The organism is Sinimarinibacterium flocculans (assembly GCF_003201205.1).
GTDB classification, from domain to species: Bacteria; Pseudomonadota; Gammaproteobacteria; order Nevskiales; family Nevskiaceae; genus Solimonas; species Solimonas flocculans.
On record NZ_QICN01000002.1, the window covers coordinates 286,875 to 300,222 of the forward strand.

The window sequence follows — 13,348 nt, forward strand, 5'->3', positions numbered from 1 at the left end:
GGAGAGTGTGAATGGCAATCGTGAAACTCAGACCGCATCTGGCGGGGCTACTGACGGGGGTCGCGCTCGGCGCCGCCAGCTTCGCGGTACAGGCCGCCGACACCATCAAGGTCGGCGTACTGCACTCGCTGTCCGGCACGATGGCGATCTCGGAGACCACGCTGAAGGACACCGTCCTGATGATGGTCGACGAGCAGAACAAGAAGGGCGGCCTGCTCGGCAAGAAGCTCGAGGCCGTCGTCGTCGACCCGGCATCGAACTGGCCGCTGTTCGCCGAGAAGGCGCGCGAGCTGCTCGCCAAGGACAAGGTCGACGTCGTCTTCGGCTGCTGGACCTCGGTGTCGCGCAAGAGCGTGCTGCCGGTGTTCGAGGAGCTCAACGGCCTGCTGTTCTACCCGGTGCAGTACGAGGGCGAGGAATCGTCCAAGAACGTGTTCTACACCGGCGCCGCACCGAACCAGCAGGCGATCCCGGCCGTCGACTACCTGATGAACGATCTGGAAGTCGAGCGCTGGGTGCTCGCCGGCACCGACTACGTCTACCCGCGCACGACCAACAAGATCCTCGAGGCCTACCTCAAGGCCAAGGGCGTGGCCGCGGACGACATCATGATCAACTACACGCCGTTCGGACATTCCGACTGGCAGTCGATCGTCTCCGACATCAAGAAGTTCGGCAGCGCCGGCAAGAAGACCGCGGTGGTCTCGACGATCAACGGCGACGCCAACGTGCCGTTCTACAAGGAACTCGCCAACCAGCAGATCTCCGCCGAGGACATCCCGGTGGTCGCGTTCTCGGTCGGTGAGGAAGAGCTGGCCGGTCTCGACACCGGCCCGCTGGTCGGCCACCTCGCCGCGTGGAACTACTTCATGTCCATCGACACGCCGGCCAACGAGGCGGCGATCGCGAACTGGCACGCGTTCATCAAGAACGACGAGCGCACCTTCAACGATCCGATGGAAGCGACGGTGATCGGCTTCAACCTCTGGGCCAAGGCGGTCGAGAAGGCCAAGACCACCGAGGTCGACAAGGTCAGCGACGCCATCATCGGCCTCGAAGTGCCGAACCTCACCGGCGGCACCGCGAAGATGCTGGCCAACCACCACCTGACCAAGCCGGTGTTCATCGGCGAGATCCGCGACGACGGTCAGCTCGACGTGGTCTGGCAGACGGAAGGCGAAGTGCCGGGAGACGCCTGGTCGGATTTCCTCGACGGTTCCAAGGACATCGAGGCCGACTGGGTCACGCTCAAGTGCGGCAACTACAACACCAAGACCAAGAAGTGCTCGGGTCAGAACTACTGATCCCGGCCGTCAAAGACGGGACCTCTGAGAAGTAGGGAACTCGGCCGGCGTTGCGACACGCTCTTCGCGGCGCCGGCCCCTTTTCTCCAGCCCCAACCCACACCATGACCGCTCGCCTCCATCGCCCGCCCGGCCGCACCGTCGCGCACCTGATGCTCTGGTGCTGGGCGCTGCTGCTCGCTTCCGGTCTGCAGGTCGCCGCCGCGCAGGCGCCGGGCGACACGCACCATGCGGAGCAGGTGGCGCAACTCGCCACGGCAGGCTTCGGCGAGAAGGAGCGCATCGTCGATGCGCTGCTCGAAGCGCGTCATCCGCAGACGCGTATGCTGCTCGCCGCCTTCCTCGACGGCCGTCTGGCGTCGCGCAAGTCCGACGGCAAGGTCTTCATCACCGAGGACGCCGACGACGGCGTCGCACTCGTCGATCCGGTCGACGCCAGTGCCGCCGGTACGGCGAAGTCATCGGCGCTGCGCAAGATCGGCACCAACAACCGCCTGCGCAAGAAACTCAAGGGCGCCATCGCCCTCTTCGACCTCGACGACGCCGATGCCGGCGTGCGCCTCGCTGCCGTCGACGAGATGCTGCGCGAACTCGACGCCACCACGGTGAGCGCACTGCGCACGCGGCTCGGGGTCGAGGACAGCGCGCGCGTGCGCCGCGCCCTCGAAGTCGGCCTCGCGCTCGCCGACCTGTCCTCGCCCGATGCCGAGGTGCGGCTGGCGGCCGTCGGCACGCTTGAGGGCGAACTCGGCACCGCGGTCTACAACCGCCTCAAGACGCTCGAACGTGATGAGCCGGACGCGCGGGTGCGGGACGCCGCCTTGTCGGGCCTGCGTCATATCGACCAGTGGCGCCGCTTCTACGGCGGTGTCGAGACCCTGTTCTTCGGCCTGTCGCTGGGCTCCGTGCTCGTGCTCGCCGCGATCGGCCTCGCCATCACCTTCGGCGTCATGGGCGTAATCAACATGGCGCACGGCGAGCTGATGATGATCGGCGCCTACACCGCCTACGTCATGCAGTTGCTGCTGCCGCAGCACACGACGCTGGCCGTGCTGCTGGCAGTGCCGGCGGCCTTTCTCGTCTCGGGCCTGGTCGGCGTCGGCATCGAACGCGGCATCGTGCGCTTTCTCTACGGCCGCCCACTGGAGACCCTGCTCGCGACCTTCGGCCTGTCGCTGATCCTGCAGCAGGCGGTGCGCTCGATCTTCTCGCCGCTAAACCGCTCGGTGGCCACGCCGGAATTCATGAGCGGCTCGTGGCAGATCAACGAAGTCTTCTCGCTGACCTGGAACCGCCTGTACATCGTCATCTTCGCACTGCTCGTGTTCGCGCTGCTGCAGCTCGTGCTCAACAAGACCTCGCTGGGCCTGAAGGTGCGCGCGGTCTCGCAGAACCGCGAGATGGCGCGGGCGCTGGGCGTGCGCAGCGCCCGCGTCGACGCGATGACGTTCGGCCTCGGCGCCGGCGTCGCCGGTGTGGCCGGCGTTGCGCTGTCGCAGCTCACCAACGTCGGGCCGAACCTGGGGCAGAGCTACATCGTCGACTCGTTCATGGTCGTGGTCTTCGGCGGCGTCGGCAATCTCTGGGGCACGCTGATCGGCGGCATGTCGCTGGGTGTCGTCAACAAGCTGCTCGAACCCTGGTCGGGCGCGGTGATGGCGAAGATCCTCGTGCTGGTCTTCCTGATCCTGTTCATCCAGCGGCGTCCGCGCGGGCTGTTCCCGCACAAGGGCCGCGCGGCGGAGGGCCACTGATGCACACGCCGCTGCTGAAGACCCTGCTCACCGAACGCGGCAGCCAGGTGTTTCTGGGCGTGCTGATCGTCACGGCGATTCTCGTCCCCCTCCTGAACCTCGCGGTCCCGGCCGACTCGGCGCTGCACGTGTCGACCTACACCGTCACGCTGCTCGGCAAGTACCTGTGCTACGCGCTGCTGGCGATCGCGGTCGATCTGGTCTGGGGCTACTGCGGGATTCTCAGCCTGGGCCACACCGCGTTCTTCGCGCTCGGCGGCTACGCGATGGGCATGTACCTGATGCGACAGATCGGGACGCGCGGCGTCTACGGCGATCCGGTGCTGCCGGACTTCATGGTGTTCCTGAACTGGTCCGAGCTGCCGTGGTACTGGCACGGCTTCGACATGTTCTGGTTCGCGATGCTGATGGTGGTGCTCGCGCCCGGTGCGCTCGCCTACGTCTTCGGCTGGTTCGCGTTCCGCTCGCGCGTGACCGGGGTGTACCTGTCGATCATCACCCAGGCACTGACTTTCGCGCTGCTGCTCGCCTTCTTCCGTAACGAGATGGGCTTCGGCGGCAACAACGGCCTGACCGATTTCAAGGACCTGCTCGGCTTCGACCTGCAGGCGGACGCGACACGCATCGGCCTGTTCCTCGCCACGGCGTTCGCGCTCGGCGGCGGCTACGTCGCCTGCCGCGCCATCGCCGCCTCGCGCGCCGGCCGCGTCATCCGCGCGATCCGCGATGCCGAGGGCCGCGCGCGCTTCATCGGCTACCGCGTCGAGTCGTACAAGCTGTGGCTGTGGACCTTCTCGGCGGTACTCGCCGGCATCGCCGGCGCGCTGTACGTGCCACAGGTCGGCATCATCAATCCCGGCGAGTTCGCGCCGATCAACGCGATCGAGATCGTCATCTGGGTCGCGGTCGGCGGCCGCGGCACGCTGTACGGCGCGGTGCTCGGTGCATTGGTCGTCAACTACGCCAAGACCTGGTTCACCGGCGCCTTCCCGGAAGTCTGGCTGTACGCGCTGGGCGCACTGTTCGTGCTGGTCACGCTGTTCCTGCCGCAGGGCATCGTCGGCCTGCTGGCGCGTGCGAGGAAGACCGCATGAAGCTGCCGGCCGCCCTCGAGACCTTTGCCGACCGCGAGCACGTCTTCGAGTTCATGGCGCGCGGCTCGCGCGTGCCACGCCTCGACGTCTCGCACAACGTGATCCTCTACCTAGAGGACATCACCGTCGCCTTCGACGGATTCCGCGCGCTGAACGATCTCACCCTGTACGTCGACGCCGGCGAGCTGCGTTGCATCATCGGCCCGAACGGCGCCGGCAAGACGACGATGATGGACGTGATTACCGGCAAGACGCGCCCGGATTCCGGTTCCGCGTGGTTCGGCCAGACCATCGACCTGCTGCAGCTCGACGAACCCGAGATCGCCGCCGCCGGCATCGGCCGCAAGTTCCAGAAGCCGACCGTGTTCACCGAGCACTCGGTGTTCGAGAACCTGGAACTGGCGATGGCCGGCGACAAGCGCGTCTGGCGCATCCTCTTCGCAAAGCTGACGCCGGCGCAGATCGAGCGCATCGAGTCGGTGCTCGAAACCATCGGCCTCAAGGATCAGCGCGATGCGCGCGCCGGCAGCCTGTCGCACGGCCAGAAGCAGTGGCTGGAGATCGGCATGCTGCTGATGCAGGACCCGCAGCTATTGCTCGTCGACGAACCGGTGGCAGGCATGACGCCGCAGGAGACCGAGCGCACCGCCGAGCTGCTGCTCGGCCTCGCCGGCAAGCACTCGGTGGTCGTCGTCGAGCACGACATGGCGTTCGTGCGTTCGATCGCGCGCAAGGTGACGGTGCTGCACGAAGGCTCGGTCCTCGCCGAGGGCTCGCTCGACGAGGTGCAGAACAACGCCAAGGTCGTCGAGGTGTATCTCGGTGAGTGACCAAGGCGAGTCGCACATGCTGAGCATCCGTGGCCTCAACCAGTTCTACGGCGGCTCCCACATTCTCTGGGACATCGACCTCGACATCCCCCGGGGCTCGGTCACCTGCCTGATGGGCCGCAACGGCATGGGCAAGACCACGCTGCTCAAGTGCGTGATGGGCCTGCTGCCGGCGGCGACCGGCGAGATCCGGCTCGGCGAGGACGACCTGCGCAAGCGCCCCGCCGAGGCGCGCGCGACGCTGGGCGTCGGCTACGTGCCGCAGGGCCGCGAGATTTTTCCGCGACTCACGGTCGAGGAGAACCTGAAACTTTCATTGCTCGCCGGTCGCGCGAAGCCCGGCGCGCTCGACCGCATCTACGAGACCTTTCCGGTGCTCCGGCAGATGACGAAGCGCCGTGGCGGCGATCTGTCCGGCGGACAGCAGCAGCAGCTCGCGATCGGTCGCGCACTGCTGCTCGACCCGCAGCTGCTGATTCTCGACGAGCCCTGCGAAGGCATCCAGCCGAACATCGTCCACGACATCGGCGAGCTGATCCTGCGCCTGAACCGCGAACAGGGCCTCACCGTGCTGCTCGTCGAGCAGAAGCTGCCGTTCGCACGGCGCGTCGCCAGCGAGTTCCGGATTCTCGACAAGGGGCGCCTGGTCGCCAGCAGCGCGATCGCCGGACTGACCGACGACATCGTGCGCAAGCACCTCACGGTGTGACCGGACGCTGGCCATGAAGGACCAGCCCGGCCGGACAAGCGCTGTTGCTGCACTGGGGCCGTCCCTTCCCGGGGCGGATGTGAGCTGTCAATCGGCTGTCGTTTCATTCATCAGGAGAGAGTTCAAGTGAAGAAGATCATCACTGGCGTGGTCGCCGCTGCCGCGGCAGGTGCGATTCCGGTCGCGCACGCCGAGATCGAGCTGGGGGCGGGCATCAGCATCACAGGGTTTCTCGACATGTCGTATGTGTCGAGCAGCCCCGACGGCGGAGAGAGCACGGACAGCGCAGGGATCGACCAGTTCGAGACCAGCTTCATGTTCGCGGGCTCGAACGGCATTTCCGCCCAGGTCGACATCGAGTACGGCGAAGGCTTCGACGGCAGCGACGACGAGACCTTCGTCGAACAGGCCTTCGTCGCCAAGGCCTTCACCGAGCAGTTCAGCGTCAAGGCCGGCCGCTTCCTCAGCTACAGCGGCTGGGAGACCGAGGAACCCACGGGCCTGTTCCAGTACAGCGGCACCGGCTATGCCCCGTTCTTCTACGGGTACTACCAGAACGGCGTATCGGCCTACTACGCCGGCGGCGCCGTCGACGTGATGGCCTCTGTGGTCACCAGCGCCTTCAATCCGCTGGACCGCAACGACACGCCGGAGACCGAGGATTTCGCCTACGAACTCGGCCTGGCCGTGTATCCGGTGGAAGGGCTGACCGCGAAGGTGTTCTTCATCTCGGACGAGGACTCCGATACGGACGTGATCAACGCATGGGCGTCCTACTCGGCAGCCGGCTTCACGTTCGCGGGCGAGTACAACGTGGCCGACTATGGCGACGCGGGTGAAGCGGATGGCTTTCTGGTGATGGGCAACTACGCCACCGGGCCGTTCGGTTTCACCGTCCGCTATCACGACTTCACGGTCGAGGACGACGCCGGCGTCACTACCTTCGAGAACTCCGCGATCACGCTGTCGCCCAGCTACAAGGCCGGCGACAACCTGCTGTTCGTCGCCGAGTACCGGGTGGACGATTTCGGTCCCGCCGGCGATGTCGACACGATCGCACTGGAAGCCCTGTTCACGTTCTGATCGCGAGCGGGCGACACGCTGCGCCGGCCGGTCAGGGCCGGCACGGCGGCTTTCACGCGCGGCGGCGATGACCGATTGACAGGTTCATCGCCGCCCCGCTAGTCTCCGCGCAATTTTTGCGAATTCACGCAATGAACCAGCTCAAGCACAGCGTCCTCGTAGCCATTTGGGTCGTCGCCGTCAGCGACGCGCCTTAGGGGACGCTGTACGAACACCAACCCCCGCCGGCGCAAGGACCGGCGGGGGTTTTTTCGTTGCGAACACCTCCGGTCTCCACCCAGCGGGCTTTTCACGATGGAAAGCCGCCATGGACCTCAACGGTGCTGAACTGATCACCCGCCACCTCGAAGCCGAGGGGCTGACGCATGTCGTCGGCATCCCCGGCGGTGCGCTGCTGCCGCTGTATCGTGCGCTCGCGGACTCGCGCCTGGTCCACGTCCTGGCGCGGCACGAGCAGGGTGCGGGTTTCATCGCCCAGGGTAGCGCCCGCGCCAGCGGTCGCGCCGGTGTGTGTCTCGCGACGTCCGGCCCCGGCGTCACCAACCTGCTGACCGCGGTCGCCGATGCCAAGGCCGACTCGGTGCCGCTGGTCGCGATCTGCGGCCAGGTGCCGCGTCCGCTGATCGGCACCGACGCCTTCCAGGAGATCCGCACCGGCCATCTCGTGGACTCGATCACCAAGACCCACTTCGAGATCCGCGATGTTTCGGATCTGGTCGACGTGCTCCCGGAAGCCTTCCGCATCGCCGAGAGCGGGCGCCCGGGGCCGGTGGTGATCGACGTGCCGAAGGACGTGCAGACCGAGCGCATCAAGCTCGACCGCCTGCCCGAGGTGGCTCCACGCGAAGGCGCGCCTGCGCCGGATGCGCAGGCCATCGCCGAAGCCGCAGCGATGATCGATGCCGCCCGGCGGCCCGTGCTCTACCTCGGTGGTGGCGTCACCCAGGCGCGCGCACAGGCGGCGGCGGTCGCGCTGGCCGAGCGCGCCGACATCCCGGCAACGACGACGCTGATGGCGCTGGGCACGCTGCCGCACGGTCATCCGCTGGCGCTCGGCATGCTCGGCCAGCACGGCGCCCGCGCGACCAACCAGGCCATCGACGAATGCGATCTGCTGATCGCGATCGGCAGTCGCTTCGACGATCGCGTCACCGGCCGCGCCGACCGCTTCGCACCGCGGGCGCGCGTGATCCACATCGACATCGATGCACGCGAACTCGGCAAGCTGCGGCGCCCCGATCTCGGCATCGAGGCCGATGCCGGCGCCGCACTGCGCGCGCTCGCCGACGCGGTGCGCCGCCAGACACGGCCGCAGTGGCGCACGCGCATCGCCACGCTGCAGCGCGAGTTTGCCGACACCGCGCCGGTCGACGATCCGCGGCAGCCACCGGCGCTGATCCGCGCGACGGCCGCGGCAGTCGGTCCCGACGCCTACGTCACGACGGACGTCGGCCAGCACCAGATGTGGGCCGCGCAGCACTACCCGTTCACGCGCCCCGAACGCTGGCTGACCTCCGGCGGCCTCGGCACGATGGGCTTCGGCCTGCCGGCGGCGATCGGCGCGGCACTGGCGTCGCCGCAAGCGCCGGTCGTGGCCTTCTGCGGCGACGGCAGCATCCTGATGAACCTGCAGGAGCTGGCCACCCTGGCCGACCTGCAGCTCGACGTGAAGCTGGTCGTGCTCGACAACGCCGCGCTGGGCCTCGTGCGCCAGCAGCAGAACCTGTTCTACCAGCGCCGCTTCATCGGCTCCCTGTATCAGCGGCCACCGGCGCTGTGCGCGGTCGCCGAGGCCTTCGGCATACCGGCCGTCGATCTGGGCCTGACCCGCGATCCGCTGCCGCGGCTGCGCGAGGCCCTGCGTCAGCCGGGCCCGGTGCTGATCCGCGCGCCGGTCGACACGGCCGAGCAGGTGTTGCCGATGGTGCCGGCCGGCGCCGCCAACACCGAAGCGATCTGCTGACACCTTCCCTTTCCAGAATTCCGCGAACCCCGAGACACCCCGACATGCAACTCCCTCCCGAAGTGCCGCTGCTCGCGCAGCTTCCCCCGGACTGGCCGGCGCCCGAAGCGCTCGGCTTCGGCCAGTACCTCGGCCCGTATCTCGTCGAGTGCCAGCACCGCGCCGAAGGCGGCTGGGGCGCGCCGTGCCTGACGCCGCGCGCCGCATCGCCCCTGCCGGTGGCCAGTGGCGCCACGCAGTACGGCCTGTCGGTATTCGAAGGCCTGAAGGCCTACCGGGACGCCAGCGACGGCATCCACCTGTTCCGCGCGCCCGAGCACGCGCAGCGCCTGCAGCGCAGCGCCGAACGCCTGCACCTGCCGGTTCCGCCACAGGCCCTGATCCTGCAGCTGTGCCGGCTCGCCGTGCAGGTGCATGCCGACTACGTGCCGCCGCACGGCCGCGGTTCGCTCTACCTGCGACCGACGTTGTTCGCCGAGGAGGAATGCCTGGGACTGCGACCGGCGATGCGTCACCGGCTGAGCATCGTCGTGACGCCGTGCGGCGATCCGCTGCCCAAATCCGTGCGCCTGTGGGCCGAGCCCGAGCTGATCCGCGCCGCGCCCGGCGGACTCGGCGCGGCCAAGACTGGCGCGAACTACGCGGCCGGCATCGGCGGCCTGCTGCGCGCGAAGGAGCGCGGCTACGACGACGTCGCCTGGCTCGATGCGGCGACGCACACCCAGCTCGGCGAGGCCGGCACGATGAACCTGTTCGTGCAGATCGGCGACGAGGTGTTCACGCCGCCGCTGGACGGGACGATCCTCGCCGGCATCACGCGTGACTGCGTGATGACGCTGCTCGCCGAGCGCGGCATCGCCTGCCACGAGCGCGTACTGACGCTGGCCGCGCTGACGCAGGCCGGGACGGAGGGCACGCTCGGCAGCGCGTTCGGCACGGGAACCGCCGCGCGTATCGCGCGCATCACCGCCATCGGCGACGGACAGCGCGAGATCCGCTTCCGCGAGACCGGCCTGATCGAGTCGGTGCATGCCGCGCTCAAGCGGGCGCAGGAGACCCCGGGCGACGGCGGCCGCGCCTGGTGCGACACCGTCGAGCCAATGGGAGCCTGAAGCCATGGGTCAACATCAGATCGACAGCCAGAACCTGCCGTACGCGCCGGACAAGCTGCCGCGCAAAGCGGTCTGCGGTGCCGACGGTTTCTTCGCCGTGGACCTGCGCGTCGGCACGGTCATCGCCGCCGAACCCTTTGCCAAGGCACGCAAGCCGGCATACCGGCTCAAGGTCGACTTCGGCCCGGTCGTGGGGGTGCTGCAGACCAGCGCGCAGGTCACGAACTACGCCATCGATGCCCTGATCGGCCGCCGCGTCGTCGGTGCGCTGAATCTCGGCGAGAAGAACATCGCCGGCTTCACCAGCCAGTTCCTGATCCTCGGCGCGCTGCAGCCGGACGGCACCGTGCAACTGCTCGCGCCAGACGGCGCGCCGCCGGATGGCGCACCGGTGGCCTGAGCGTAGACTGGCGGCATGCTCGAATCCGAGGCCATGCGCCTGGCCGCCGAACGCAGCTGCGAGATGCGCTGGGACGACGACCAGCGCTGCTGGGTGATTCTCGCCGTGTCCTACGATGCGGACATGGTCTGCCTGCCGGCCGCGACCCTCGCGCGGCTCGATGCGGACGAGTTCCTTCGCGAGTGGATTCCGGAGCGCCCCTAGGCGGGCACCAGCAGATCCTCCACCGGCTGCGGACGGTGAAAGAAGAAGCCCTGGCCCAGGCGGATGCCGCGTGCGTGCAGCTGTCTGGCGGTGGACGCGTCCTCGATGCCCTCGGCAATCGCCTGGATGCCCAGCTTGCGCGTGAGCTGCGCCACCATCGAGACCACGGGCTCGTTGATCGGGTCGCCGCTCACCGACGACGTGAAGTCCTGCGCGATCTTGATGCCGTCCACCTGCAGATGACGCAGGTAGTTGAACGACGTGAAGCCGGACCCGAAGTCGTCGAGCAGCACCCGTGACCCGTGGGACCTGAGGAGCTCGATCCCCTTGAGTGTCACGTGCCAGTTCGACGGCGCCGCCGACTCGGTGATCTCGAAGCAGATCCGGTCGCGCAACTCGGCGCTCGAGGACAGCACCTCGCTGATCACGCCGTGGAAGCGCAGATCCGACAGCGACAGCCCGGAGACATTGACGGTGACGTACCAGTCCCGCGGCAGACCGCCGCCATTCTGCCCGATCAAGCGCGCGGCGCTGCGCAGCATCCAGCTGTCCAGCCGGGTGATCAGGTCGTTGCGTTCCGCCACGGGCAGGAAGCGGTCCGGAGGGATCACGCTGCCGTCGTCACCGACCAGCCGCGTCAGCAGTTCCATGCCGACGGCGTTGCCGCTCTCCAGATCCACGATCTTCTGGGCGTAGACCCGCAGACGCTGCTCGTCGAACGCGCTCTGCAGGGCGTTGACCGCGTTGAACTCGACCGCCGGCGTGACGCCGTCGATGCCGTTATCGCGATAGACGCAGGCGCGATTGCGTCCGGTCCGCTTGGCCACGTAGCAGGCCGCATCCGCCATGCGTAGCAGATCGGCAACGGTGTAGACCTCGGTCGGCGGCGCGGCGATGCCGATCGACAGACCGAGCTGGAACTGCTGCTTGTCGCGCCGGAAACGGAACCGGTCCACCGCATCGATCAGCTTCGCCGCGATCTGCTCGGCCTCGCGCTCGTTGCACTCGTCGAGAATGACGCCGAACTCGTCGCCGCCGAGGCGGGCGAAGGTATCGGTGCTGCGCAGCATTGCGCGCAGGCGCACGGCCAGGGCACGGAGCAACTCGTCACCGGCGTCGTGTCCGATGGTGTCGTTGACGATCTTGAAGCGGTCGAGATCCAGGTACAGCAGGCACCAGGGCCGCGGCTGGCGTACGCTCGACAGCCGCTGGCGCTCGAGCGTCTGCTCGAAGCCGGAGCGGTTCATCAACCCGGTCAACGCGTCGTGCGTCGCCTGATGCTCCAGCGCGCGCGTGAGGGCCCGCGCCTGCGTGACGTCGTGCAGCATGAAGACGAAGCCGATGGGCTCACCCTGGGCATCCTTGAGCGGCGCAAGCGCGTACTCCAGCGTCAGCAACGGCAGCGATCCGCGCCGCAGCTGCGCCACGCCCTGGGTGTGCGATGCGTGACGGTCCGGCAGCGCCTGCAGGAGCTCGAGCGGGTCCCCCACGTCATCGCGCAGATCGACCGCATCCGCGAGCGCGGTCCCGATCAGATCGGCCGGCGGCAGACCCAAGAGGCGTTCGGCAATGGGGTTGGCGAAATCCACCGTCCCGGCCGTGTCGGTGATCAGCACGGCATCGGTGATCGACGCCAGGGCTACCTTGAAGCGTTCCTTCTCCCATTGCAGCAGGGTCTCGAAGCGACGTCGCTCGGAGATGTCCTGGATGTGCGACACGAAGTGCAGCGGCTTGCCGCAGGTATCCCGCACCAGCGTGACGTCGAGCTGGATCGGTACGAAGCTGCCGTCCTTGTGGACGTAACGCTTGAACAATCGGTATCCGGGAATCTCGCCGGCGAGCGTCCGCTGCACCAGATCCAGATCCGGGCCGAGATCGTCCGGGTGCGTGATGTCCTGGAAGGTCATCCGCATCAGCTCGTCGTTGGCGTAGCCGACGATCTCGCAGACGGCGTCGTTGACGGTGAGCCAGCTGCCATCGAGCCCGACCAGCGCCAGTCCGATCGGCGATGCGGCGATCGTCAGCCGCAGGTGCTGCTCGCGTTCGCGCACCTCCTGCTCGATGTGCTTGCGCTCGGAGACATCGCGCCCCTCGGCAATCAGCGACATGATCCGGCCCAGCGCGTCGCGGACCGGCTTGAGCGAGAAGTCCACGGTCATGCGGGCATCGCCCGCGCCCAGGACCTCGATCTCCGCACGCACCAGCTCGCCCGCGGCCGCGCGGTGCACGGCGTCCTGCACCAGTGCCGAGGTTTCCGGTGACGTCTGGAAATACGGCAGCTCCCACAACAACCGGCCGGCGATGTCCCGCGGCTGCAGCCCGGCGAAGTTCAGGGCCGTCTCGTTGCCTTCGATGACACGACCGTCGGGCTCGACGACGCCCATGAGCTGGAACGTCGAGTTGAACACCGCCGAGAAGCGTGCCTCGCGCTCGTGCAGGCGCGACAGCGTCCGCTTGCGCTCGGTGATGTCGGTATGGGTACCGACGACGCGCAGCGGCTCGCCCCGCGCGTCGCGGTCGATCACGCGACCGCGCGCGAGAATCCACTTGTACGCGCCGTCGCGGCACAGCAGCCGGTGCTCGCTGACGTACATCGGCGTGTGACCGAGAAGGTGCGCATCAATCTGCGCTCGCGCATCGGCCAGATCTTCCGGATGCACGCGCCGCTCCCACTCCTCGAAGCCATCGCCGATATCGGCCTCGCGGTAGCCGAGCATCGCCTTCCACTCCGGCGAGTAGTAGACCGCGCCGGACTGCGCATTCCAGTCCCAGACACCGAGCCCGGAGGCCTCGACCGCGAACCGCCAGCGGTCCGCGCTCTCGTCGGAGCCCGGATCGGTCGGCGCTGGAAAGGTCGAAGGCAGCGGAATCACGTGAGAAACCCCGGTAGCGGGC

At 67.9% G+C, this 13,348-nt stretch carries 11 protein-coding genes; 10 read left to right on the forward strand and 1 reads right to left on the reverse strand.

From position 1 onward, the window contains the following. Positions 1–11 precede the first annotated feature (11 nt). From urtA to C8D93_RS05080, 10 genes are all read left to right on the forward strand, one after another. A complete protein-coding gene (gene urtA, locus C8D93_RS05035) occupies positions 12–1,304 on the forward strand; it encodes an urea ABC transporter substrate-binding protein (protein ID WP_110264069.1) in 1,293 nt (430 codons plus the stop codon). Between the two features lie 104 nt (positions 1,305–1,408). After that, positions 1,409–3,058, forward strand: a complete 1,650-nt coding sequence (urtB, locus tag C8D93_RS05040; RefSeq protein WP_245903820.1) for an urea ABC transporter permease subunit UrtB — start codon at positions 1,409–1,411, stop codon at positions 3,056–3,058. Further along, a complete protein-coding gene (gene urtC / locus C8D93_RS05045) occupies positions 3,058–4,152 on the forward strand; it encodes an urea ABC transporter permease subunit UrtC (protein WP_110264070.1) in 1,095 nt (364 codons plus the stop codon). Before urtB ends, urtC begins: the two co-directional genes overlap by 1 nt. Then, the gene (urtD, locus tag C8D93_RS05050) at positions 4,149–4,982 is read left to right on the forward strand and encodes an urea ABC transporter ATP-binding protein UrtD (protein WP_110264071.1); all 834 of its coding nucleotides are present in this window, start codon (positions 4,149–4,151) and stop codon (positions 4,980–4,982) included. The genes urtC and urtD overlap by 4 nt, the downstream gene beginning before the upstream one ends. A gap of 16 nt (positions 4,983–4,998) precedes the next feature. After that, complete coding sequence (gene urtE, locus C8D93_RS05055; protein ID WP_110264072.1) at positions 4,999–5,691, forward strand: urea ABC transporter ATP-binding subunit UrtE; 693 nt, start codon at positions 4,999–5,001, stop codon at positions 5,689–5,691. Between the two features lie 126 nt (positions 5,692–5,817). After that, positions 5,818–6,774 carry an outer membrane beta-barrel protein gene (locus C8D93_RS05060; RefSeq protein ID WP_110264073.1) on the forward strand — a complete coding sequence of 319 codons (957 nt, stop codon included), beginning with the start codon at positions 5,818–5,820 and terminating at the stop codon, positions 6,772–6,774. A 307-nt stretch (positions 6,775–7,081) separates the two neighbouring features. Continuing rightward, positions 7,082–8,737: a biosynthetic-type acetolactate synthase large subunit gene (ilvB, locus tag C8D93_RS05065; RefSeq protein ID WP_110264074.1), complete on the forward strand. Its 1,656-nt coding sequence runs from the start codon at positions 7,082–7,084 to the stop codon at positions 8,735–8,737. A gap of 44 nt (positions 8,738–8,781) precedes the next feature. After that, complete coding sequence (locus C8D93_RS05070) at positions 8,782–9,849, forward strand: aminotransferase class IV (RefSeq protein ID WP_110264075.1); 1,068 nt, start codon at positions 8,782–8,784, stop codon at positions 9,847–9,849. A gap of 4 nt (positions 9,850–9,853) precedes the next feature. Next, the gene (locus C8D93_RS05075) at positions 9,854–10,249 is read left to right on the forward strand and encodes a tRNA-binding protein (RefSeq protein WP_110264076.1); all 396 of its coding nucleotides are present in this window, start codon (positions 9,854–9,856) and stop codon (positions 10,247–10,249) included. A 15-nt stretch (positions 10,250–10,264) separates the two neighbouring features. Beyond that, entirely contained in the window at positions 10,265–10,453 is a 189-nt protein-coding gene (locus tag C8D93_RS05080) for a hypothetical protein (RefSeq protein ID WP_110264077.1), read from the forward strand. On the opposite strand, the gene C8D93_RS05085 is transcribed toward C8D93_RS05080, so the two are convergent. Further along, a complete protein-coding gene (locus tag C8D93_RS05085; RefSeq protein ID WP_146216514.1) occupies positions 10,450–13,326 on the reverse strand; it encodes a bifunctional diguanylate cyclase/phosphodiesterase in 2,877 nt (958 codons plus the stop codon). The two genes, C8D93_RS05080 and C8D93_RS05085, sit on opposite strands and share 4 nt — an antisense overlap. Positions 13,327–13,348: the final 22 nt, after the last annotated feature.